Here is a 21,024-nt window from a genome sequence, read left to right on the forward strand (position 1 = left end):
ATGCGGTCGGTTCACCGCAACGTCTCAAAGCTTGGATGCGTAGTAGTCGGGGACGATGACGCCTTCGCCGCCGAACCACCGGGGGACGTCCACGCCGCAGAGGAGACCGATGTTCCCCCACGGCTCGAAGGCACCGGTGCGCACGATGACCTTGGCCTGCCGGGCCAGTTCGCCCAGCATGTCGGCGTGTGGCCGGGTGGTGAACTCGGCGTCCGCGAAGCGGTCCCGCAGCCAGGCGTCGAGGCGGGGGTTGTTGCTCGGCACGTCCTCGGCGCGCACCACGCCCTCGACGATCAGTTCGTCGGCGATCAGTCCGAGTACGGTCCGCAGGTCCGGCAGGTTCTCGGCGAGCGCGAGATCCACTCGGTGGGCTTCTCGCGGAATGGGGAAGCCCGCGTCCACCACCATCAGCAGGTCGGTGTGGCCGAGTGTGGCGAGCGCCCCGCTCAGTTCGGCGTTGAGGATGCCGTTGCGTTTCATGGTTCGTTCCTTTCCTGGAGGCGGAGGGCGGAGGAGGGCTGTCGTCCGGGGGTCAGGCGGCCGGGGCCGCACCGGTGGCCAGCGTCATGATCGATTCCTCGGTCGCCTCGGCGGTCGGGACCGTGGTGACCAGGCGCCCCTGGCTCATGACCAGGATGTGATCGGTCAGGGTGAGGAGTTCCGGTAGGTCAGAGGAGGAGCAGAGGATCGCCAGGCCCCGGTCCGCCAGCGCGAACAACTGCTCGTAGATCTCCGCTTTCGCCCCGACGTCCACACCGCGCGTCGGTTCGTCGAGGATCAGCACGTCGGGGTTGATCGCCAGCCAGCGGCCGAGCACGGCCTTCTGCTGGTTGCCGCCGGAGAGACTGGTGATGGGCTGTCCCATGGAGGCGGTCTTGACCCGGAGCCGCCCGGCCTGCTCGGCCGCCTGTCGGTCGAAGGCGCGGCGGCGGATGAGGCCGAACCGGCTCAGCGACTTGGCGGTGAGCACACCGATGTTCTCGCCCACGCTCATGCTGCTGAGGAGGCCCTGCGCCCGTCGCTCCCCCGGCACGAACGCCAGGCGGCGCTCGACGCTGGCGATCGGGGTGCGCTGCTGGTAGGGCTTCCCCACCAGCTCCACCGTGCCCCCGCTCCCCCGCTCGCCGCCGAAGATGTTGTGGAGCAGTTCCACCCGGCCGGAGTCCGGCAGCCCGGCGACGCCGAGGATCTGCCCCGGCCGCAGCTCGAAGGAGACGTCGTGGTGACGGCGCCCGCTCAGCCTGGTCACCCGCAGCGCGGGCTCTCCCGAGGGTTCGGCCGAGGGCGCGGTCCGTCGGGAGAACTGGCCGAGTTCCCGGCCGACCATCGCGGCGACGGCCTGGTCCGGGGTGGTCTGGGCGCTGCGCCAGGAGGCGACGTGGGCACCGTCCCGCAGCACCTCGATCTGGTCGGCCAGCCGGAAGACCTCCGGCATCCGGTGCGAGACGTAGAGCATCGTGGTCCCGCCCGCCTTGAGCTTCTCCATCAGGGCGAACAGTCGCTCGGCCTCGGCGGGGGTCAGCATGGCGGTCGGCTCGTCCAGGATCAGGACGCGGCAGCCACGGGCGACCGACCTGGCCACCACGATGAGTTGCTGCGTGGCCAGGTCCAGGGACCGGACGACCGCCGTGGGGTCCAGTCGCAGATCGAGTTCGGCCAGCAGTTCGGTGGTGCGCTTGAGCATCTGGCGCCTGGAGGGGAACCACCGGTGTCCCGGCTCGATGCCGCTGAGCACGTTCTCGGCCACGCTGCGGTCGGGCAGCAGCGCGAGTTCCTGGGGAACGATCGCGACACCGTGTCGGCCGAGCATGGTGCTCGGGGAGAAGGAGGTGACCTCCTCACCGAAGACGGTGACGCTGCCGTCGCTGGGCGGCTGGAGACCGGCCAGGATCTTCAGCAGCGTGGACTTACCGGCGCCGTTCTCCCCGAGTAGCGCGGTGATCTCGCCGGTCGGGACGTCGAAGGAGACATCGGTGAGGGCGCGCACCGGGCCGAAGTTGCGGGACAGGCCGCGGATACGGATGGCCGGGGTGGGCACGCCCTCAGCCTGCTGCTGCGGAGCCGGGCTGCCGGACGGGTGGATGTCCCGGGAGGTCGCCCTCCCGGAGACGGCGTGGCGTGCGGCCATCAGTCCTCCACTGTCGCTTCGTCGAGGTTCTTCTTGGTGATGAACTCCGAGCCGGTGTCGACGCCGGTGATCTCCTTGCCGTCGGTGAGGAAGTCGTGCAGCACCTTCACCGCCTGGTAGCCCTGCTCAGCGGGGTTCTGGCTGATGGTGAAGTTCAGGACTCCGTCGTCGAGGTACTCGGCGGTCTGGGTCAGCAGGTCGAAGCCGCCCATGGAGATGGCGTCGCTCTTGCCGGACTGCGCGACCCACTTGGCGGCGGCGGTGGTGGAGCAGCAGTCGAGACCCGCGATGGCCACGACGTCCTTCTGGCCCGCCATGGTCGATTCGACGGTGTTGTAGGCGGAGCTGGGTTCGTTGCCGACGTTCACCGGGCCCACGACCTTCAGACCGCTGTCGGCCAGGCCCTTCTTGAATCCGTTGAACCGGTCGTGCGACCAGCCTGCGCCGGTGTCCACCGAGAAGACGACGACCTTGCCGTCGTTGGTGCCGTCCAGTTCCTTGCGCAACTGCTCGGCCTGGGCCTTGCCGGACTTCTTGAGGTCCTGGCCGACGAAGCCCATCTGCTTGGAGTCGGGGTTGTCGGTGTTGAAGGAGATGATCGGGATGCCGGCGTCGTATGCCTGGGCGATCACCGGCTTGAGCGCGTCGCTGGAGGCCGAGGAGACGGCCAGGCCGTCCACCGCCTTCTGCTGGATGAGCGTCTGTATCTCCGACACCTGCTGGCCGGCGTCGCCGCCGGTGGGGCCGATGAGGTCGACATCGGCGCCCAGTTCCTTGCCGGCGCTCTTCATGCCGGCGCCGATCGGCGTGGCGAAGGCCAGCGAGGGGTCGTGGTAGCTGAGCTTGATCCGCAACGGCTTGCCGTCATCGACGCGCTGCTGGATGTAGGAGGCGAGTTCGAAGGACCCGTCGGTGGAGCCCCCGGAGTTGCCGGAGGTGACGACTCCGCAGGCGCTGAGGGTGAGGGCGAGGGTGGTCGCGACGACGAAACTCTTGGCTGTGGTGCGAGGGGACATCGGGGCGCTCCTGGGTCTGTCCGGGGTCCGACGGGAGGGAGGGGTGACGGGTACGGCGAGGGGCCTGCCGGCTGGTCGCCGTTGGTGGTCGGAGATCGGAGCCGTGGCTCAGGCCCGGCTCTTCCGCTTGCGCTGCCAGGTGTCGGCCGCGACGGCCGCGATGATCACGAGGCCGGTGACGACGGTCTGCCAGAAGGAGGAGATCCCCTTGATGTTGAGGATGTTCTGCAGCAGGCCGATGAAGGCGACACCGATGATGGTTCCCCACATGGTGCCGGAACCGCCGAAGAGTGCGGCGCCGCCGATGATGACCGCCGAGATCACGGTCAGTTCGAGCCCCTGGCCGGTGACTCCCTGCACATAGGAGAGGAAGGACAGGCCGAGCACTCCGGCGAGCGCGGCGGTGAAACCGGAGAGGACGAAGGCCGTCAGCTTGACCCGCTTGACGTCGACGGCCACCAGTCGGGCGGCCTCCTGGTTGCCGCCGACGGCGTAGGTGTTGAAGCCGAAGCGCGAGCGGGACAGGAGCAGGACGCCGGCGGCGGCGACGAGGGCGAAGAAGACGAACTGCATCGGGATCAGGCCGAAGAGCCGCCCCTGCCCCAGGAGGTTGAAGTCGGCTACACCTGCCTGCGAGGAGCTCAGGGAGATGGGGGCGCCGTCGGAGATCAGCAGCGCGATCCCGCGGAACACGCTGAGGGTACCGAGGGTCACGATGAAGGACGGCACGCCGAGCACGACGACGGCCAGGCCGTTGAGGAGTCCGGCGACGGCCCCCACGGCGAGGCCCAGGCACATCGCCAGCGGCCAGCTCCAGCCGTTCGAGATCAGCATGCCGGTGCAGATCGCCGAGAGGGCGTAGGTGGAACCAACGGAGAGGTCGATCTCACCGTTGAGGATCACGAAGGTCGCGCCGACCGCCATGATGCCGATCTGCGCGATCTGCTGGCCGACCGAGAGGAGGTTGTCGGACTGGGCGAAGCTCGGCGAGAGCACGACGCCCAGCAGGAAGAGCAGGACGAGCGCCGCGAAGACGCCCGATTCCCGGGCGTGCAGCAGTCTCCGGAACGACAGGGACAGTTCCCTGGGGGAGGCGGTGGTCGAGGTCATGGGGCGGTTCCAATCCAGGCGTTCAGCTGGTCTCTGGTGGGCAGCGCGGGAACGACACCGGCGATGGTCACGGTGTGCGCCCCGGCCGCGGCGGCGAACTCCGCTGCCTGTTCGAGATCGCGCCCTTCGGCGAGGGCGACGGCCAGGGCGGCGTTGAAGGAGTCACCGGCACCCGTGGTGTCCACGACGTTTCCGACCCGGTGGGGCGGCACCAGCGTGACGCCGGAGGGGTCGGCGATCAGTGCGCCCTCGGCTCCCCGGGTGAGGACGGCGGCTCCTCCGGTGCGCTCCTGCAGGGCGCGGACCAGCTGCCGGTCCTCCCGTCCGTGCTCCTCTGCGAGGCCGAGGACGACCGAGGCCTCGGTCTGGTTGGGGGTGATCACGTCGATCAGCGACCAGCTGCCCTCCGGCAGCGGTCGGGCGGGGGCCGGGTTGAGCACCGTCCGGGTGCCGACCTCACGGCCCGTCCGGAGTGCGGCCAGCACCGCGTCCTCGGGGATCTCCATGGAGACGACCAGAACGTCGGCGGAGGCGATCTCCGCTCCGAACGACTCGACCGCGGCGGCGTCCAGCTCGTCCAACGCTCCGGGAGCGATGGTGATCCGGTTCTCCCCGGAGGGCTCGACCATGATGAAGCCGACCATGGTCGGTGCCTGGCCCGTCAGCACGTGCTCGGCCCCGACACCTTCGCGGCGCCACAGCTCCCGCGCCGCCCGACCGTAGTCGTCGTCGCCGACGGCTGTCAGCAGCGACACTTCGGCGCCCAGCCGAGCGGCGCCGATGGCCTGGTTACTGCCCTTGCCTCCGGGGCCCGGGTCGAACACCCCGCCGGAGACGGTCTCGCCCGGTGCCGGGGCCTTCGGCACCCGCATGGTGAGACCCGCGCCGTAACTGCCTACTACCGCGATCTTCATCTGAACAACACCCCCACTTTTTGTGTGGAGACAACCATAAACAACTCTGAGCCTATGTACAGAGATGTCTACGGTCAATGATGGAGGTCTCAGCGAGATCGCACAAAAAACAACATTTCTGAACGAGCGATGAGGAGTATGTTCCGGCGCTCTCACGTCGATCCGACCACCGGCCGGTCGGGCGTGTTCGAAGTTGTTCCTTCCCGCACTCGCCCGACCGGCCGCAGCCGGGGGGTCAGACCTGCCGGGCCTGCCCCTCGGGGGGCACCTGCTCCGCCGCCGGCACGGGTGGCGGCGGGGTGCCGTCGCCGAAGGGCCGCCCGCCGAGCTGCTCACGGCCGTGCGGCGTCAGCCAACCGCTCAGGTCCGGCCCCAGGGGGACGATCCCGGTCGGGTTGATGTTGGTGTGCACCTGGTAATAGTGGCGCTTGATGTGGGCGAAGTCGGTGGTGTCACCGAACCCCGGCGTCTGGAACAGGTCGCGGGCGTAGGCCCAGAGCACGGGATCCTCGCTGAGCTTGTTCCGGTTGCACTTGAAGTGCCCGTGGTAGACGGCGTCGAAGCGGGCGAGCGTGGTGAACAGCCGGATATCGGCTTCGGTGATCGTCTCGCCGACCAGGAAGCGCTGCCGCGACAGCCGGTCGGAGAGCCAGTCGAAACACCGGAAGACCCCCTGGAACGCCCGCTCGTAGGCGTTCTGCCGCCGGGCGAAACCGGCGCGGTACACCCCGTTGTTGACCTCCCGGTAGACCCTCTCCATCACCTCGTCGATCTCCTGGCGCGACTGCTGGGGATAGAGGTCCGGCGCCCCCTCGCGGTGGAGCGCCCCCCACTCGGTGGCGAAGTCGAGGGTGATGCGCTGGAAGTCGTTGGTGACGAGCCTGCCACTGGGGACGTCCACGATCGCGGGAACGCTCACTCCACCGGGATAGTCCCTCTCCCTCGCGTCGTACGCCTCGCTCAGGAAGCGGATGCCGAGCACCGGGTCCCTGTCGTCCGGATCAAGGGTGAAACGCCAGCTCCGCTCGTCCTGCAGGGGATCGGTGATCGCCAGCGAGATGGCGGACTCCAGTCCGAGGAGCCGCCGCGAGATCATGGCCCGGTTCGCCCAGGGACACGCCCGGCTCACGACCAGCCGGTAACGTCCCGGTTCCACGGGCCAGCCGTCTCTGCCGTCCGCGGTGATACGGTCCGCGAAATGGCTGACGGACCGGTGGAACTCGCCCTTCTCCGCCTGGCCTTGCCGCTCCTCGGCATTCAATTCCCAGCCTCCTGCCTGGTCGGTGGTACTGAGACTGTCGCGCCATCAGGGCGATGATGACATTCCCGTCTTCCGCAGGAAACGCCGCAGGCGCGGCAGCGGCCAGGCGTTGATCACGTCCTCGGTCGTCAGCCAGCCCCGCTGCGCCGTGCCCACCCCGTAGCGCAGGTGGTCGAACTCGACGGGTGAGTGGGCGTCGGTGTTCACCGCGAACTTCACCCCGTACCGCTTCGCCCGCAGGATGTTCTCGTCGGAGAGGTCGAGTCGGGCCGGGTGGGCGTTGACCTCCAGCGCAGTGCCGGTACGGGCGCAGGCCGCGAAGACCTCGTCCAGGTCCGCCTCGATCTCCTTCCGCTTGCCGAGGATCCGGGTGGTCGGATGCCCGACGATGTTCACCCGCGGGTTCTCACACGCCCGGACCAGGCGCCGGGTCGCGTCGGCTCGGCCCTGTCCGAAGTGCGAGTGCACCGAGGCGACGCAGACATCGAACTCCGCCAGGAACTCCTCGGGCCAGTCGACACCGCCGTCCGGGTCGATGTTGAGTTCGACCCCGTGCAGCAGGCGCAGGTGCCGCTGGCTGCCATCCAGTTCGCGCACGCGTGCCCGCTGGGCCAGCATCTTCTCGTCCGTCATCCGCTGCATGTACAGGTTGGGGGCGTGGTCGGTGACGGCGAAGTACCGCCAGCCCCGGCGTGCCGCGGCGGCCACCATCTCCTCCAACGGGGCGAGGCCGTCGGTGAGGTCGGTGTGACTGTGCAGGTCCCCCTTGATGTCCGACTCAGCCAGCAGCTCCGGGAGTTCGCCCCGCAGACCGGCCGCGACCTCCCCGCGGTCCTCGCGCAGGGTCGGCGGGATCCACGGCAGCCCCAGCCGCGCGTACACCTCCTCCTCGCTCGCCGAGACGATCTTCCTTCCACTCTTCGCGTGGAAGAGTCCGTACTCGGAGAGCTTGTACTTGTGGCGTACGGCCATCTCGCGAACCCGGATGTTGTGGGCCTTGGAGCCGGTGAAGTACAGCAGTCCGGCGCCCCAGGAGTCGGGGGGGACCACCCGGAGATCGACCTGTAGGCCCTCGGCCGTACGGATGGAGGTCTTCTTCTCTCCACGGGCGATGACCTCGGACACCTGCGGCAGCGCCGTGAAGGCCTCCATGAAGGGCCCGGAGCGGTCCGCGGCCACGAGGATGTCGACATCGCCGACCGTCTCGCGCATTCTGCGCAGCGACCCCGCGTACACACAGTCTTCGCAGCCGGGAACCGAGGAGAGCTGTGCGACGATGCCCTCGGCGACGTCCATGGCCACGCTGATCGGCACCCGGTCGCCGACCTCCCGCATCAGCCGGATGCCGTGGAGGATGTTCTCCTCGGTCTTCGGGCCGAAGCCCTTGACGCCGCGGAGCTGTTCCCGCTCGATGGCCGCGACCAGCTCCGACACGGAGGAGACCCCGAGGTCCTCGTAGAGCGTCGCCGCCTTCTTCGGGCCGAGGGTGGGGATGGCCATGAGCTGGCGGACCCCGGCCGGCACTTCGGCCCGGGCCTCCTCCACCACGGGCATCGCCCCGGTGCGCAGGTACTCGGTGACCTTCTCCGCGATGGACTTGCCCACGTTCGGGATCTCCCGCAGCCCTTTGGTGTCGAGCTGGGAGACGTCCGCGTGGTGGCCTCCGATCGCACGTGCGGCCTTCTCGTAGGCTCGCGCCTTGAAAGCGTCTCCGCCGGTGATCAGGAGCAGCTCCGCGTACTCCTGGAGCAGAGCCTCGACGTCCTTGTTCGGTCGGGCCATGGGTCCAGGGTATTGCGAGGAGCGGGCTGCTTCCTGCGCCGTTGGGCCGAAAGGACGTCACCCGCCGCGATCAGCGCTCGTTTACTTCCGCAAGCCGTGGGGGAGGGAACCGACCGCCACCGGCGCAAGACCGTCGGCAGCCGGTCGCGGCGGTTGCGGGCACCCTCCGTCGGAGCGGCTCCTGGCGGCCGCCCCGCCCACGCGCTCCTCGCCCGGAAGGGTTCTCGGCCCTTGAACACGATCACCGACTGGCTGGCCGGCCTTCCGAGCACCGCCGTCTACGCGGTCATCACCGCTCTGGTCTTCTTCGAGGACGCTCTGTTCTTCGGTTTTCTGCTGCCGGGGGAGACGGCTGCCATCGTCGGCGGGTTCCTGGCCTCACGGCACGATGTCTCGCTCTACTGGATGGCGGGGCTCATCGTGTTCGCCTCCGTCGTCGGGGACTCCGTCGGTTACGAGGTCGGTCGCCGTGCCGGGCCCAGGGTGCTGGCCACCCGTGCGCTGCGCCGTCACCGGAGCCGGGTCGACAGTGCGCAGAACCTGGTCCGCCGGCGGGGGCCGGCCGCGGTGTTCATCGCCCGCTACCTGGCGTTCTTCCGCGCGGTGATGCCCGCCCTGGCCGGCGCCTCGCACATGCGGTACCGCACGTTCCTCCTCTTCAACGCCCTGGGTGGGGTGACCTGGGGCATTGGGTTCACCCTTCTGGGCTATCTGGCCGGCCACGCCTACGAACAGGTGGAGCACCTCACCGGCCAGGTCAGCGCCGTGGTGATCGCCGTACTGGTAGTCGCGCTGCTGACCGTGTGGCAGGTGCGGCGACATCGCAGGGGCCGACGGGCCGAGCCGCAGGATCGGGAAGAGGACCGCAGGCCTCCGCCGTGAGCAGCCGCGCACAGGCCCCGCTGCTCCCCCGGAGCCGGGCCGTCGCGCGGCCTCACTCGGGAGGGGCCGCCTCCTCGGACGGCAGGCAGCTGACCCGCCGCAGGCGCCAGAGGCCGCGGCGGTGGACGCGGGCGAGCGCGCGTGCCGCGGCGCGTGCGCTCCGGTAGCCCCCGATCTCCTGGGCGCTGCCGACCGGGGTGGCGATCCACCGCGGGGGGCCGCCCGTCCGGCTCAGGCGGATCCGGCCCAGTTGGCGGCCGTCGAGGGTGACGACCTGGATGATCGGGTGCTCGGGGAAGAGCGGGGCGCAGGCCAGTCCGGGGCGGCCGGCGAGACGGGCCAGCGCCCGCGCCTCGCAGATGCGCCACTTGGCGTTGACCGCGATCAGCTCCGCCTCACGCAGGGCCGCTCCGGCCGCGTCCGGTTCTGCTCCCGTCATGGCTGCTCCTGCACGTCACGGGGTGGGCACCGCGTCAGCTGCGGGCGAGCCGGCGGTGGGTGACCGCATGGGGGCGGGCGGCCTCCTCGCCGAGCCGCTCGGCCTTGTTGGCCTCGTAGTCGGCGAAGTTCCCCTCGAACCAGAACCAGTTGGCGCCGCCCTCCCAGGCGAGGATGTGGGTGGCGGTCCGGTCCAGGAACCAGCGGTCGTGCGCGGTGACCACGGCGCAGCCGGGAAAGTCCAGCAGCGCGCTCTCCAGCGAGGCGAGGGTCTCCACGTCGAGGTCGTTGGTGGGCTCGTCGAGCAGCAGGAGGTTGCCGCCCTGCTTGAGGGTGAGCGCCAGGTTGAGGCGGTTGCGCTCTCCTCCGGAGAGCACCGCGACGGGTTTCTGCTGGTCGGGGCCCTTGAAACCGAAGGTGGCCACATAGGCCCGGGAGGGCATCTCGGTGCGGCCGATCGGGATGTGCTCCTGCCCGCCGGAGACGGCCTCCCAGACGCTGAGCGACGCGTCGAGCCCGGCCCGGCTCTGGTCCACGTAGGAGATGCGGACCGTCTCACCGACTCGCAGCGTTCCGGCGTCGGGCTGCTCCCGGCCGGCGATCATCTGGAAGAGGGTGGTCTTGCCGACGCCGTTGGGGCCGAGCACGCCCACGATGCCGCCCCGGGGGAGGGAGAAGGAGACGTCCTCCCACAGGAGGCGACGGCCGAAGCCCTTGGTGAGGTGGTCGGCTTCCAGGACGAGGCTGCCGAGGCGGGGGCCGGGCGGGATCTGGATCTCCTCAAAGTCCAGCTTGCGGGTGCGGTCGGCCTCGGCGGCCAGCTCCTCGTAACGGCGCAGGCGCGCCCTGGACTTCGCGTGCCGTCCTCGGGGGCCGGAACGCACCCACTGGAGCTCTTCGTTCAGCCGTTTCTGCCGCTTGGCGTCCCGCTGTCCTTCGACGGTGAGCCGGGCCGCCTTCGTCTCCAGGTAGGTGGAGTAGTTGCCCTCGTAGGGGTGGGCGTGGCCGCGGTCGAGCTCCAGGATCCACTGGGCCACGTTGTCCAGGAAGTAGCGGTCGTGGGTCACGGCGACGACGGTCCCCGGATAGTCCGCCAGGTGCTGTTCCAGCCAGCCCACGGACTCGGCGTCCAGGTGGTTCGTCGGCTCGTCCAGCAGGAGCAGGTCCGGCTGGGAGAGCAGCAGCCTGCACAGCGCGACCCTGCGTCGTTCTCCGCCGGACAGCGTGGGCACGGCGGTTTCGGGGGGTGGGCAGCGGAGGGCGTCCATGGCCTGCTCCAACCGGGAGTCGAGGTCCCAGGCGCCGAGGTGGTCGAGGGTCTCCTGGAGGGCGCCGAGTTCGTCGAGCAGTTGCTGCATCTCCTCCCCGTCGGCCTCGGCGAGCCGGGCGGTGACCTCCTCGTAGCGGTGCAGTTTGTAGCGGATGTCGGCGACGGCGTGTTCGACGTTGCCGCGGACGGTGGTCTCCTCGTCCAGGGCCGGCTCCTGTTCGAGGATGCCGATGCTCGTACCGGGGGCGGCGAAGGCGTCGCCCCCGGTCGGGGTGGAGAGTCCGGCCATGATCCGCAGCACGCTCGACTTCCCCGCGCCGTTCGGGCCCACCACGCCGATCTTGGCCCCGGCGAGGAAGGCCAGGGTGACGTCGTCGAGGACGACCTTGTCGCCGTGTGCCAGCCGCGCCTTGCGCATGGTGTAGATGTACATCCCGCACCTCCGCTGCGAGGGGGTCCGTCGGGCCGGTCCCGCCCTGCCGGACGGGACCGGGTCACCGCACGGTCGGGCAGGACCGATGCGGAAGGGTCAGCTCCAGGGTCGGGACGTGGATTCGGAGGGGCACGCGTCGAACCGTCGGGCGGGCGGCGGTCGGCCGCTGCGCGGGCGTGCGCGGCCAGGCCACCGCCGTCCGCCGTACGGTGCGATGACCCCGTCACCTGAGGCGGCGGGGTCTCCCCCGGCATGAGGGGCCGCGCCGCCTCAGACGCGCGGCTTGACCTCGAACCGGGTCCCCTGGTCCGGGGTGTCGCCGCCCCCGCCCTGGAGTTCGGTGACCAACCGGTGCACGGTGGCCAGGTCGCGGAGGAGGGCTCGGGTCTTCCCGCGCTCCATGTCCGCCTCCCTGGCGATCTCGTCGAGGAACGGGCCCCGTCCCTCCCTGGCTTCCAGCGTCGACACCGCGCTGAAGACCTGCTCGTGCGCGTCGGAGTACCGCGGGGCGCCCCGTTCGCGGAAATTCCTCTCGGGCTCCGGCGCGGGCTCCGGTCGCATCCGGCGTTCATCGAGCCGGTCGGGGTCCTGCTGCTTCCCCTGGTGCAACGTCGCCACCCGCTCCTCGTGCGTCACCGAGCGGCGCCCGGTGAGGTGCGAGGGCTGCTTCGAGGCGCCCGTCGTCTCGTGGAGATCGCTGGGATCCTTCTCCTGACGCTTGGCCGCACGGCCCGCCGCGCGGCGCTGTTCCTCGTTCCCCTCCATCTTCTTGCCCACCATGACGCATGCTCCTAACGGTCGGCTGGCCGGCTTCCCCAGCCGACGGGTCGGCAGGTTCCTGCGCATCCGGCGTGCACGGTGCCGCGACGCCCGATGTGCACCACCGTTGTGCGCGGGTTCCCGCCGCGGTCACCGGGCAAACGCCGCTCCGCGGTGGCACCGGGGCCAGGCGCGCGGTGGATCTCCCCGGTACCCCTGCGGGCGGGTGAGGGGTGCGCCGCGGTGGTCACCTGGGCTGGTGCAGGGGCGCGCTCGGCTCACAGCCCGGGGCCACCGTGCCTGGCGTAGAGGTCGACCAGCTTGGTGCGGGACGTCTCAAGGCGGCGGGCGAGGATCTCGGCCACGGAGCGCGCCAGCCCGTAGCCCAGCGCGGGGTCCTCCTCGCACAGGCTCCGCACCCGGCCGCTGTCGAACTCGTAAGCGCGCACCGTGCTGAAGGCCTCGGCACCGAAGTGCCAGGTGTACGGCGGGAACAGCCAGGACCAGCCGAGCAGGTCGCCCATGCCGAGGTTCTCGACCGTGATCCGGCCGCGTCCCGGGACTTCCAGGTCGAGGCTGACGGTGCCGGAGTGGATGATCCAGAAGTTCTCGGCCGGCCCGCCCTCCTCGAAGATCCGGGTGTCCTGCGGGAACACGACGTCCCTGGCGGCGCTGGTGAGGGCGTCGCGGTGGTAGTCCGGTAGGGCTCTGAACAGGCGGGGGGTCATGGGGCAGCCTCCTGGTCGTCGGACACGTTGGTGGTGCTGACGGCCCGCCGGGGTGTCCCCTCGGGCCTCGTCCTGGTGCTGGCGCGGGGCGGCGTGCTCCACGGGCGTCGGCGGCCTCATCCGGGCACCCGGAGGGCGAGCAGGGCGACGTCGTCCTGGTAGTCGATCACCATGCGGGCCAGCAGTTCGTCGCAGAAGACGTCGAGTGGTTGACCGGCCAGCGCGGCGGCGTGCTGCCGCAGCCGGATCAGGCCCTGGGTGAGGCTCTCACCCGGCCGCTCGACCAGTCCGTCGGTGTAGAGCAGCAGGGTCGAGTGCGGGGGCAGCGTCTCCAGGTGATCGGTGCGGCTGAGTCCGGTGTCCGCCCCCAGGACCGGGTCCGGATCGGCCTCCAGCAGGCTGGTCCGGCCGTCGAACCTGGTCACCAGGGGAGGCGGGTGGCCGGCGTTGCTCCACTGCAGTTGGCCCTCGCCGTTCGGGAGCATGCGGATCCGCCCGATGATCGCGGTGACCAGCTGGATGTCGGTCAGGCCCTGCATGACGCGGTCCAGGCGACGCATCACCCCGCCCGGGGTGTCCCTGCTGTCGTAGGTGAGCGCCCGGGCCATGTTCCGCAGCTCGGACATGTGCAGCGCGGCGGTCAGGTCGTGGCCGATGACGTCCCCGATGGCCAGCATCGTCGAGCCGTCGGGAACGTGGAAGGCGTCGTACCAGTCTCCGCCGACCTCGGCGCGCTCCTGGGCCGGCAGGTACCTGGCCGTCAGTGGCCACTCTCCGAGGCTGTCGAGGTTGGGCAGGAGGGAGCGCTGTACTTCCTCGGCCGCCCGCTGGTGCAGGCGGTAGAGGCGCGAGTTGTCCAGCACCAGGGCGCCCCAGTGCCCGAGTTCGGCGGCGAGCGCCCGCTCCTCCTCGCCGAAGGCCGGGTCGGTCGGGGAGCGCAGGAAGGTGAGCGCGCCGAGGATCCGGTGACGGGCCACCAGCGGCACGATGAGCCCCGACCGCGCGTCGAGCGCGTAGCAGAGTCTCCGCTGCGCGTCGCCGAGAGCGGTGCCGGAACCTGCTTCCTCGACCATGTCGGCGACGGTCAGCGGTCCGGCGCCGCGGAGCACCCGGGTGAGCGTCAGCGCGGAGGCGTCCGGGAGGGCGAAGCTCTCCGAGGCGAGCGTTCCGAGCAGCGCGTCCGAGGCCTCCGCGTGCGCCACCTCCACGCGTTGGATGCGGCGGCCTTCGAGGAGGTCGACCACACACGCCCGGCCGAGGCGCGGAACGGTCAGGCGGGCGAGTCGGCGCACCCCCTCCTCGCCGTCCGGACTGCTGGCGAGCGCGGTGGTGGCCTCGGCCACCAGTTGCAGATAGGCGCGGGCCTGGTCCAGTGCGCTGTCTGGCTGGGGATCGCCGGTCATCTGACGACTGCTCCTTCACCGATTGCGCGGCCCGGACGGTCCGCTGCGGCCGCTCTGCGGTCCCGGGGACGGTGGCCCTCGCGGCCTCCGCTCCTGGGCGTAGGTTGCCGTACGACGGTCACGGTTGCCGGGAGCCTCGGCCTGCCGGGTGTTTCTCAGGTGATGTGCAGGATGTCCCCGATCCAGGTGACGGCCACCGCCCCGCAGCCCATCGCCAGGGCCCACCGTCCCTTACGCCCCTGGAAGGCGTGGGCGAGGGAGGCTCCCAGCGCCGAGAGGGCCGCGATGGCCAGCAGGATCACGATCCAGGAGGGGCCGGGGATCAGCACCCCCAGGAGCAGGGGAAGACCCGCGCCCACGAAGCTGGAGACCGCCGCCACGGCCATGGCCCGGGTGGAGCGCATGGCCGCCAACTGGCCCAGCCGGGTGGTGGCGAGATGTCCCCGGCTGATCAGGTTGAGCTCTTTGGCGGCGCGGACCAGGTGCGCTCGCTGCTCGGCGTAGTCGGCTACAAACATGGTGAACGCCGAGGTCACCAGGGCTACGCAGCCGACCCGGGCGGCGAGCGAGAGGGTGGCGGGGGATCCGGTGCCCAGCAGGGAGGAGCTGGCGAGTGTGAGGGCGTTGAGGAGCCCGTCGGTCAGGCCGAGGACGGTCGGCAGCCGCGTCTGGCCCGCCAGCCGTCGAGCCGCGTCGATCACCGTGATCGCGGCGTGTGCTCGAGCGTGTAGTCCCCGGCGACCACCTCGTCCACACTGTGCACCACGGCCCCGGTGCGTTCGATGTTCCTCGTCAGCACTTCGACGTCGATGTCCTCGCCCTCGACGGTGACGTCCGTACCGACCGTCTCGATGTCGATCTCGGTGACACTGATGTTCACCGCCCGGACCCCCGGGGACTCCTCGATGGCCCGAGCGAGGTCCACCAGACGGGGTTCGGCGACGGTCTTGTCGATGTCGAGCACCAACCTGCGGATGGGCATTTCGCGCTCCTCGTGGTCGTGGTGACGGCTCGGGCGGCGGTGGTCGGTCCGGTGGTGCGGCGGAAGTACACCGACCGGGTGGCTGACCGGACGACCGCCGTGACCGGCGGCTCGGGCCGCCTCCGACCGCCGGTCACGGCGGTCGGCCTTCAGGGGGTGCTTTCGGCTGCCGAACAGGTCGGGCAGAGGATGCGGCGGGCGGCCGGGGGTCCGGTGGTCGGGCCGGTGCCGCGGACTCGGTGCGGGACCTGCGGCCGGCTGTGGAGATGGGACGGGCAGAGCGCGGCGCCGCAGTTGCGGCAGACGGCGACGGCGGTGGTCCGCCGGTCGCCGATGTGGCACTCGTAGCAGTCCAAGGGAAGGTCCGTCCTTTCCGGAGGTGACAGGCGTGGGGCTGCCCCGCGGCCCTGTGGCGGGGTGCGGTGTGCGGGGCGACACCGGGCGCCGCTGCGGCGGGCTGCTCCGCGGGCGGTCCGGTTGGCGGGCGGGTCGGGCGGTTTCGCCGGCCGGAGCGGCGGTGAATCCGCGTGGTGCGGGCGGTCGGGCAACGCAACGGGCGGTGTCCCGGCGTTCCCTCCTCTCCCCAGACGTTCTCCGCACACACTCAGCTCCACAGCGCCTGGGCACCGGCCACACCGGCGAAGGCGGCCCCCAACCCGAGCAGCACACCGGCCGCCACGTTGGCCGCCGCGAAGAGGCCGGCTCCTTCCTCGGCCAGGCGCAGCGTCTCGTAGGAGAACGTCGAGTACGTGGTCAGCGCACCGCAGAATCCGGTGCCGATCAGGAGTCGGAGCTCCGGGGAGACGCTCCCCCCTTCGGCCGCCCCGAGGAGCAGGCCGAACACCAGGCAGCCGAGGAGGTTGACGGTGAGGGTCCCCCAGGGGAACAGCGTGTCGTGCCTCCTCTGCACGGCTCGGTCGGTGAGGTAGCGCAGTGGCGCTCCGACCATGGCACCGACGATCACCAGGAGCCAGTTCACTGCCCGTCTCCTCCCTCGGCGGTGTAGCGGATGACCTCGCAGTCGTCGAGGACGACCAGGGCCTCCACCAGCAATTCGTCCAACTGCCCGAGGAACGCCTGGATCCGCTCGTGCGAGTCGATGATCACCACGGCTACCGGGAGGTCCTCGCTCAGCGACAGCAGCCGTTGGGTGTGGATCATCGACGACGCGCCGAACCCCTCGATGCCCCGGAAGACGGAGGCGCCCGGAAGTCCGGCGGCGTGGGCGCGGTGCACGATCTCGGCGGACAGCGGCTTGTGGCGCCAGGAGTCGTTCTCCCCGATGAGGATGGTCAGGCGCTGTGCCCTACCGGTGAGTTTCACGGCTGCCTCCCGGAGATGACGCGACGGGTGAGGGCCGCGCTCACCCACACCGCGCCGAGCGCCGCCGCCAGTGTGAGGGCGAGGTAGCCGAGCCCGGTGCGGAGGTGTCCGCCGCTGAGCAGACGCTGGATGTCGACGGCGTAGGTGGAGAAGGTGGTGAACCCGCCCAGGACCCCGGTGCCGAAGAAGGGGCGCAGCAGCGGGTGCGGGGTCCACAGCTCGGTAATGACCACCATGAAGACGCCGATGACGGCACAGCCGACCACGTTCACCAGCAGGGTCGTCCATGGGAAGGCACCGGTCGCGGTGGGCCACAGCAGCGCCGCCCCGTACCGGGCGGCTGCTCCCACGGCACCGCCGACCGCGACCGCGACGACGATGGGGAGCTGACCGTGTCGGCGCCCGGGGCGCCGCGGCGGCAGACGGAGATCGACGTCGGGGTCGGTGGGTTCGTTGACCATGGGGGGCGGTGACTCTCCCATGTGCTCTCCTACTCGCTGGGGCGGGCATGCCTGGGGGCATGACGCGTCATCACAAGTAGGGACCGTTGGCGGCGGCCGCGCCGCGGTTCGGGTACGGCGGGCCCCACCGCCGTGCGGCCTGGGCACGGCCGCGCGGCCAGCTTAACGCGGTCGTGCCCGGTCCGCCCGGCCGGAGCGGGCAGCGGCGCTGCCGAAGCGGTGGCGACCGCCCGTCGCCGGCAGGCCGACCGGGTCATCTCACGGCGACCCCGTACGGCAGGGAGTCCGCGGTCGCGTCGTCGATCTCCAGGAGCCGGTTGTACTTCGCGACCCGCTCCCCCCGCGCCGGTGCGCCCGACTTGATCTGGCCGCATCCGATGCCGACGGCCAGGTCGGCGATGAAGGTGTCGTCGGTCTCCCCGGAGCGGTGGGAGACCATCTGCCGGTAGCCGGCCTCCCGGCAGACTCGAACGGCTTCCAGGGTCTGGGAGACGGTGCCGATCTGGTTGACCTTGATCAGGGCTGCGTTCCCGATGCCGCTCTCGACGGCCCGCCGGAGGATCGCCGGGTTGGTGACGAAGATGTCGTCGCCCATGACCTGAGCGCGCGGGCCGAGCCGTGCGGTGAGCCGGCTCCACCCCTCCCAGTCGTCTTCGGCGAGCCCGTCCTCGACGCTCCACACCGGGAACCGGTCGATGATCTCCTCGTAGCGGTCGATGAGCTGGTCTGAGCTGAGCTCCGCACCGGCGACCCGGTAGTGGCCGTCGGCGCGGAACTCGTTGGCGGCCGGGTCCAGGGCGATGGCCACACCGTCGCGGCCCGGTGTGTACCCGGCGTCCTCGATGGCTGCCACCAGTTCGCCCAGGACCTCTTCCGGGCGCTCCAGCGCGGGCGCGAACCCGCCCTCGTCCCCGAGCGAGACGGTGTGGCCGGCGGCGGCGAGCCGGGCCTTGAGCCGGGTGTAGACCTCCGAGGCGGCCCGTACCGCCTCGGCCATGCTCGGAGCGCCGAGGGGGGCGAGCATGAACTCCTGGAAGTCGAGGGCGTTGGCGGCGTGCGCTCCCCCGTTGACCACGTTGAAGTGCGGCACCGGCAGTCGCGGGGCCGTGCCGGAGAGCTCGGCGAGGAACTGCCAGAGCTGCTGCCCGCGCTGGGCGGCCTCGGCACGGGTGGCGGCGAGGGAGACTCCGACGATCGCGTTGGCGCCCAGCCGGGTCTTGTTCTCGGTGCCGTCCAGCGCGATCAGCTCGGCGTCCACCGCGGCGGCGGTGGGGAAGCTCCGACCGACCAGCTCCCGGGCGATCTCACCGTTGACGTGGCCGACGGCCCGCAGCACGCCCTGCCCCTGGTACCGGTCGCGCTCACGGTCGCGCGACTCCACCGCCTCTCGTGAGCCCGTCGAGGCCCCGGCGGGTACGGCGGCACGGACCTGTACGCCCTCGGGGGTGGCGAGGGTCACGGCGAGGGTCGGTCTGGCCCGGGAGTCCAGGATCTCCACGGCGTGCAGATGGCTGATGCGCAGGGTCATCGCAGGGTCGCTCCGGCTGTTTGCGAGCCCTCAGCCGGGCTCTTCGTTGAGGCGGCGGGCCGCCCGGTTGTTGAGCGCGGTGACAGCGCGCTCGATCCAGCGGACCCGCCCGCCGAGCCGGCCGGCAGCGCGGTGGCCTTCCAGCGGCTCCCGCTCGGTGGCCGCGGAATCCGTCCTGGGCAGGGCGCGCGCGACCAAACCGCAGGCGCGGGCCGACAGGCCCGGGGCCAGCCCCGCGGCGCGGGAGAGGAGCGCGGCCGGCAGTCCGACGGTCACCTCGGAGCGGCGGAGCAGGCCGGCGCGGACGATGGCGCGGGCCGCCCGGTCGGCGTCGGCGGACAGCACGGGGAGCGCGGCCGCGGTGGAGAACCAGGCGTACTCGCGCTCCTCCCGGCCGCGGAAGAGGGCGCGGCGGTCCGATCCGGTGCGCATCAGCCCGGGTACCACGGTGGTGGCGCTGATGCCGGTGCCGGCGAGTTCGGCGTGCAGGCCCTCCCCCAGGCCCACCGCGGCGAACTTGGCGCAGACGTACGGCAGCAGGTGGGGTGCGGCGACCTTGCCGCCGATCGAGGTGACGGTCACGATCCTGCCGTCGCCCTGGGCGCGCATCACCGGCAGCACGGCGCGTACCAGGGCCAGCGGAGCGAAGAACATCACTTCCATGGCCGCGCGGAAATCGTCCTCGCGCATGGCGCTCATGGGCCCCACCTGGATGATGCCCGCGTTGTTGACCAGCCAGTCGATGCGTCCGAAGCGCTGGCGGGCAGCGGTGACGAACTCCTCCGGGGCTCCGGGTTCGGTGAGGTCGGCGGTGTGTGCGAGTACCTCCGCACCTCGTCCGAGCAGGTCGTGGCAGGCCCGTCCGAGTTCCTGCCCGTCCCGGGCGCAGATCGCCAGCCGGTAGCCGCGACCGGCCAGCTCCCTGGCCACGGCGAGTCCCAGGCCGCGGGATCCGCCGCTGACGAGTGCTACCGGCGGGCCGGGAGGCGGCTCCGAGCCGACGTGCTCCTGCATCGCTGCTCCTGTGGTGGTTCGACGGCGGGGTGGTCTCCAGGCTCCCCCCGTCCTGTCCGCTCCTCATCCCGGGCACCGTCAACCGGCGTAACCGGCTGCTGAGGGGGGTGGCACGATGGACCTCGTCCCGGCAGGAAGCCTGGCGCCGGGACGGCCGTCCCGGCGGCCCGTGGCTGCCGTCGGGATCCTCGTATGCGCCGGCCCGTGGCGTCGGGGACCGTCGGGACCGCGGAGTTGCGGTGGCTGGTATCGGACTCCGCCCCTACCGCGGCCGACCTGCATGGTTGAGGAATGGACCATTCCGGAGCAGGCTGTTCTCACACCATCCGAAGAAGGGACATCTTCCATGACGGCAGAGTCGGCGACCACACCCTCCTCGAAGGCCGCCTCTCACCCGCTTCCCCCCTTCCGGGCGGACCATGTGGGAAGTCTGTTGCGGCCGCCGGAGCTGAAGCGTGCCCGTGAGGACCACGCCGCCGGACGCATCGACGCGGCCGAGCTGACCGCCGTCGAGGACGAGGCGGTGCGCGCGGCCGTGGCGATGCAGCGGGAGGCCGGGCTGCGCGGGGCGACCGACGGGGAGCTGCGGCGCGCCTCCTGGCACATGGACTTCATCTACGCCCTCGGCGGTGTCACCAAGGTCGAGGACAAGAATCTCAGCGTCCGGTTCCACAACGCGGACGGTGATCTGGAGTTCACCCCGCCCTCGGCCCACGTCTCCGACCGGGTCCGGCTGGAGCAGACGATCTTCGGGGAGGCCTTCACCTTCCTGAGGGACTCCGTCGCCGATGGGATAACCCCGAAACTGACCATCCCCTCGCCGAGCATGGTCCACTACCGGGGCGGGCGATCCGCCGTGGACGAGTCGGTCTACCCCGAGATGGACGCCTTCTGGAGCGACCTCACGGATGCCTACGCCGCCCAGGTACGCGGTGTGTACGAGCTGGGATGCCGCTACCTCCAGCTCGACGACACGAGTCTGGCCTACCTCAACGACCCCGAGCAGCGCCGGCACGTGGCGGCGATCGGAGGCGACCCGGAGCGCCAGCACGAGACGTACATCGCCCACATCAACCGCGCGCTCGCCGACCGGCCGGCCGACCTGCGGGTGACCACCCACCTGTGCCGGGGCAACTTCGCCTCCTCCTGGGTGGCGTCCGGCGGATACGACTTCGTCGCGGAGTCGCTGTTCAACGGGTTGGACGTGGACGGCTTCTTCCTGGAGTACGACGACGAGCGGTCCGGTGGCTTCGAACCGCTGCGGTTCGTCCCGAAGGGGAAGCAGGTGGTCCTCGGTCTGGTGACCACCAAGGGCCCCGAGCTGGAGAGCAAGGACGCGCTCAAGCGGCGCATCGACGAGGCGGCCCGGTACGTCGACCTCGACCAGCTGAGCCTCTCCCCTCAGTGCGGCTTCTCGTCCACGCTGGAGGGCAACAACCTGACCGCGGACGACCAGCTGGCCAAGCTCCGGCTCATCGTGGAGACCGCCGAGGAGGTCTGGGGCAGCGCCTGACGCCGCCTCCTCCGGAAGGAGCCGGATCCCCGGCTCCTTCCGGAGGCCACGTCCGACGCCCCGGATCGGCCGCCCGCGA

22 protein-coding genes are annotated in these 21,024 nt (G+C 70.9%); 2 read left to right on the forward strand and 20 right to left on the reverse strand.

Annotated features, from left to right (window positions below; translation table 11 throughout):
* Positions 1-24: 24 nt before the first annotated feature.
* The 7 genes from rbsD to polX form a co-directional block, all read right to left on the reverse strand.
* Complete coding sequence (gene rbsD / locus BGP73_RS18770) at positions 25-480, reverse strand: D-ribose pyranase (protein WP_069816430.1); 456 nt, start codon at positions 478-480, stop codon at positions 25-27.
* 52 nt (positions 481-532) lie between these two features.
* Complete coding sequence (locus tag BGP73_RS18775; protein ID WP_079127669.1) at positions 533-2,128, reverse strand: sugar ABC transporter ATP-binding protein; 1,596 nt, start codon at positions 2,126-2,128, stop codon at positions 533-535.
* Positions 2,128-3,144 carry a sugar ABC transporter substrate-binding protein gene (locus BGP73_RS18780; RefSeq protein ID WP_069816432.1) on the reverse strand — a complete coding sequence of 339 codons (1,017 nt, stop codon included), beginning with the start codon at positions 3,142-3,144 and terminating at the stop codon, positions 2,128-2,130. The genes BGP73_RS18775 and BGP73_RS18780 overlap by 1 nt, the downstream gene beginning before the upstream one ends.
* 108 nt (positions 3,145-3,252) lie before the next feature.
* Positions 3,253-4,254 carry an ABC transporter permease gene (locus tag BGP73_RS18785; protein ID WP_069816434.1) on the reverse strand — a complete coding sequence of 334 codons (1,002 nt, stop codon included), beginning with the start codon at positions 4,252-4,254 and terminating at the stop codon, positions 3,253-3,255.
* Entirely contained in the window at positions 4,251-5,168 is a 918-nt protein-coding gene (locus tag BGP73_RS18790; RefSeq protein WP_069816436.1) for a ribokinase, read from the reverse strand. Before BGP73_RS18790 ends, BGP73_RS18785 begins: the two co-directional genes overlap by 4 nt.
* 235 nt (positions 5,169-5,403) lie before the next feature.
* On the reverse strand, positions 5,404-6,429 hold the full coding sequence (locus BGP73_RS18795; protein ID WP_069816438.1) for a glutathione S-transferase family protein: 1,026 nt from the start codon (positions 6,427-6,429) through the stop codon (positions 5,404-5,406).
* 45 nt (positions 6,430-6,474) lie between these two features.
* Entirely contained in the window at positions 6,475-8,211 is a 1,737-nt protein-coding gene (gene polX / locus BGP73_RS18800) for a DNA polymerase/3'-5' exonuclease PolX (RefSeq protein ID WP_069816440.1), read from the reverse strand.
* A 231-nt stretch (positions 8,212-8,442) separates the two neighbouring features.
* Here polX and BGP73_RS18805 point away from each other — a divergent pair, with 231 nt between their 5' ends.
* A complete protein-coding gene (locus tag BGP73_RS18805) occupies positions 8,443-9,093 on the forward strand; it encodes a DedA family protein (RefSeq protein ID WP_069816442.1) in 651 nt (216 codons plus the stop codon).
* 52 nt (positions 9,094-9,145) lie between these two features.
* Here the strand turns inward: BGP73_RS18805 and BGP73_RS18810 are convergent, their stop codons facing one another.
* The 13 genes from BGP73_RS18810 to BGP73_RS18870 all read right to left on the reverse strand — a co-directional run bounded on the left by BGP73_RS18810 (position 9,146) and on the right by BGP73_RS18870 (position 19,432).
* Entirely contained in the window at positions 9,146-9,532 is a 387-nt protein-coding gene (locus BGP73_RS18810) for a hypothetical protein (protein WP_069816444.1), read from the reverse strand.
* A gap of 34 nt (positions 9,533-9,566) precedes the next feature.
* Positions 9,567-11,234 carry an energy-dependent translational throttle protein EttA gene (gene ettA, locus BGP73_RS18815; RefSeq protein ID WP_069816446.1) on the reverse strand — a complete coding sequence of 556 codons (1,668 nt, stop codon included), beginning with the start codon at positions 11,232-11,234 and terminating at the stop codon, positions 9,567-9,569.
* Between the two features lie 270 nt (positions 11,235-11,504).
* The gene (locus BGP73_RS23340; protein ID WP_069816448.1) at positions 11,505-12,014 is read right to left on the reverse strand and encodes a hypothetical protein; all 510 of its coding nucleotides are present in this window, start codon (positions 12,012-12,014) and stop codon (positions 11,505-11,507) included.
* A 257-nt stretch (positions 12,015-12,271) separates the two neighbouring features.
* On the reverse strand, positions 12,272-12,721 hold the full coding sequence (locus tag BGP73_RS18825) for a cyclic nucleotide-binding domain-containing protein (protein ID WP_069816450.1): 450 nt from the start codon (positions 12,719-12,721) through the stop codon (positions 12,272-12,274).
* Between the two features lie 116 nt (positions 12,722-12,837).
* Entirely contained in the window at positions 12,838-14,124 is a 1,287-nt protein-coding gene (locus tag BGP73_RS18830; RefSeq protein WP_069816452.1) for a PP2C family protein-serine/threonine phosphatase, read from the reverse strand.
* A 155-nt stretch (positions 14,125-14,279) separates the two neighbouring features.
* Positions 14,280-14,825: a hypothetical protein gene (locus BGP73_RS18835; RefSeq protein WP_170837883.1), complete on the reverse strand. Its 546-nt coding sequence runs from the start codon at positions 14,823-14,825 to the stop codon at positions 14,280-14,282.
* Positions 14,822-15,106 (reverse strand): DUF211 domain-containing protein, encoded by a 285-nt coding sequence (locus tag BGP73_RS18840; RefSeq protein WP_069816454.1) that lies wholly within the window; start codon positions 15,104-15,106, stop codon positions 14,822-14,824. Before BGP73_RS18840 ends, BGP73_RS18835 begins: the two co-directional genes overlap by 4 nt.
* A gap of 149 nt (positions 15,107-15,255) precedes the next feature.
* Complete coding sequence (locus tag BGP73_RS22315) at positions 15,256-15,462, reverse strand: DUF2180 family protein (protein WP_079127672.1); 207 nt, start codon at positions 15,460-15,462, stop codon at positions 15,256-15,258.
* Positions 15,463-15,710: 248 nt separating this feature from the next.
* Positions 15,711-16,085: a fluoride efflux transporter CrcB gene (crcB, locus tag BGP73_RS18850; protein ID WP_069816457.1), complete on the reverse strand. Its 375-nt coding sequence runs from the start codon at positions 16,083-16,085 to the stop codon at positions 15,711-15,713.
* Complete coding sequence (locus BGP73_RS18855; RefSeq protein WP_069816459.1) at positions 16,082-16,429, reverse strand: DUF190 domain-containing protein; 348 nt, start codon at positions 16,427-16,429, stop codon at positions 16,082-16,084. Before BGP73_RS18855 ends, crcB begins: the two co-directional genes overlap by 4 nt.
* A complete protein-coding gene (locus BGP73_RS18860) occupies positions 16,426-16,911 on the reverse strand; it encodes a fluoride efflux transporter FluC (RefSeq protein ID WP_374701167.1) in 486 nt (161 codons plus the stop codon). Before BGP73_RS18860 ends, BGP73_RS18855 begins: the two co-directional genes overlap by 4 nt.
* A 232-nt stretch (positions 16,912-17,143) precedes the next feature.
* Positions 17,144-18,418: a phosphopyruvate hydratase gene (eno, locus tag BGP73_RS18865; protein WP_069816469.1), complete on the reverse strand. Its 1,275-nt coding sequence runs from the start codon at positions 18,416-18,418 to the stop codon at positions 17,144-17,146.
* A 30-nt stretch (positions 18,419-18,448) separates the two neighbouring features.
* Complete coding sequence (locus BGP73_RS18870) at positions 18,449-19,432, reverse strand: SDR family NAD(P)-dependent oxidoreductase (protein ID WP_069816474.1); 984 nt, start codon at positions 19,430-19,432, stop codon at positions 18,449-18,451.
* A 346-nt stretch (positions 19,433-19,778) separates the two neighbouring features.
* On the opposite strand from BGP73_RS18870, the gene BGP73_RS18875 reads away from it, so the two are divergent.
* The gene (locus BGP73_RS18875) at positions 19,779-20,945 is read left to right on the forward strand and encodes a 5-methyltetrahydropteroyltriglutamate--homocysteine S-methyltransferase (RefSeq protein ID WP_069816477.1); all 1,167 of its coding nucleotides are present in this window, start codon (positions 19,779-19,781) and stop codon (positions 20,943-20,945) included.
* Positions 20,946-21,024: the final 79 nt, after the last annotated feature.

It is taken from the genome of Streptomyces sp. TP-A0874 (assembly GCF_001748085.1).
In the GTDB taxonomy this organism is placed as follows: domain Bacteria; phylum Actinomycetota; class Actinomycetes; order Streptomycetales; family Streptomycetaceae; genus Streptomyces.

Excerpts from the sequence above, each read along its gene's own strand:
- rbsD (WP_069816430.1), bottom strand. The coding sequence starts at position 480 with ATGAAACGCAACGGCATCCTCAACGCCGAACTGAGCGGGGCGCTCGCC.
- BGP73_RS18775 (WP_079127669.1), bottom strand. The coding sequence starts at position 2,128 with ATGGCCGCACGCCACGCCGTCTCCGGGAGGGCGACCTCCCGGGACATC.
- BGP73_RS18780 (WP_069816432.1), bottom strand. The coding sequence starts at position 3,144 with ATGTCCCCTCGCACCACAGCCAAGAGTTTCGTCGTCGCGACCACCCTC.
- BGP73_RS18785 (WP_069816434.1), bottom strand. The coding sequence starts at position 4,254 with ATGACCTCGACCACCGCCTCCCCCAGGGAACTGTCCCTGTCGTTCCGG.
- BGP73_RS18790 (WP_069816436.1), bottom strand. The coding sequence starts at position 5,168 with ATGAAGATCGCGGTAGTAGGCAGTTACGGCGCGGGTCTCACCATGCGG.
- polX (WP_069816440.1), bottom strand. The coding sequence starts at position 8,211 with ATGGCCCGACCGAACAAGGACGTCGAGGCTCTGCTCCAGGAGTACGCG.
- BGP73_RS18810 (WP_069816444.1), bottom strand. The coding sequence starts at position 9,532 with ATGACGGGAGCAGAACCGGACGCGGCCGGAGCGGCCCTGCGTGAGGCG.
- ettA (WP_069816446.1), bottom strand. The coding sequence starts at position 11,234 with ATGTACATCTACACCATGCGCAAGGCGCGGCTGGCACACGGCGACAAG.
- BGP73_RS23340 (WP_069816448.1), bottom strand. The coding sequence starts at position 12,014 with ATGGTGGGCAAGAAGATGGAGGGGAACGAGGAACAGCGCCGCGCGGCG.
- BGP73_RS18825 (WP_069816450.1), bottom strand. The coding sequence starts at position 12,721 with ATGACCCCCCGCCTGTTCAGAGCCCTACCGGACTACCACCGCGACGCC.
- BGP73_RS18830 (WP_069816452.1), bottom strand. The coding sequence starts at position 14,124 with ATGACCGGCGATCCCCAGCCAGACAGCGCACTGGACCAGGCCCGCGCC.
- BGP73_RS18840 (WP_069816454.1), bottom strand. The coding sequence starts at position 15,106 with ATGCCCATCCGCAGGTTGGTGCTCGACATCGACAAGACCGTCGCCGAA.
- BGP73_RS18860 (WP_374701167.1), bottom strand. The coding sequence starts at position 16,911 with ATGGGAGAGTCACCGCCCCCCATGGTCAACGAACCCACCGACCCCGAC.
- eno (WP_069816469.1), bottom strand. The coding sequence starts at position 18,418 with ATGACCCTGCGCATCAGCCATCTGCACGCCGTGGAGATCCTGGACTCC.
- BGP73_RS18870 (WP_069816474.1), bottom strand. The coding sequence starts at position 19,432 with ATGCAGGAGCACGTCGGCTCGGAGCCGCCTCCCGGCCCGCCGGTAGCA.
- BGP73_RS18875 (WP_069816477.1), top strand. The coding sequence starts at position 19,779 with ATGACGGCAGAGTCGGCGACCACACCCTCCTCGAAGGCCGCCTCTCAC.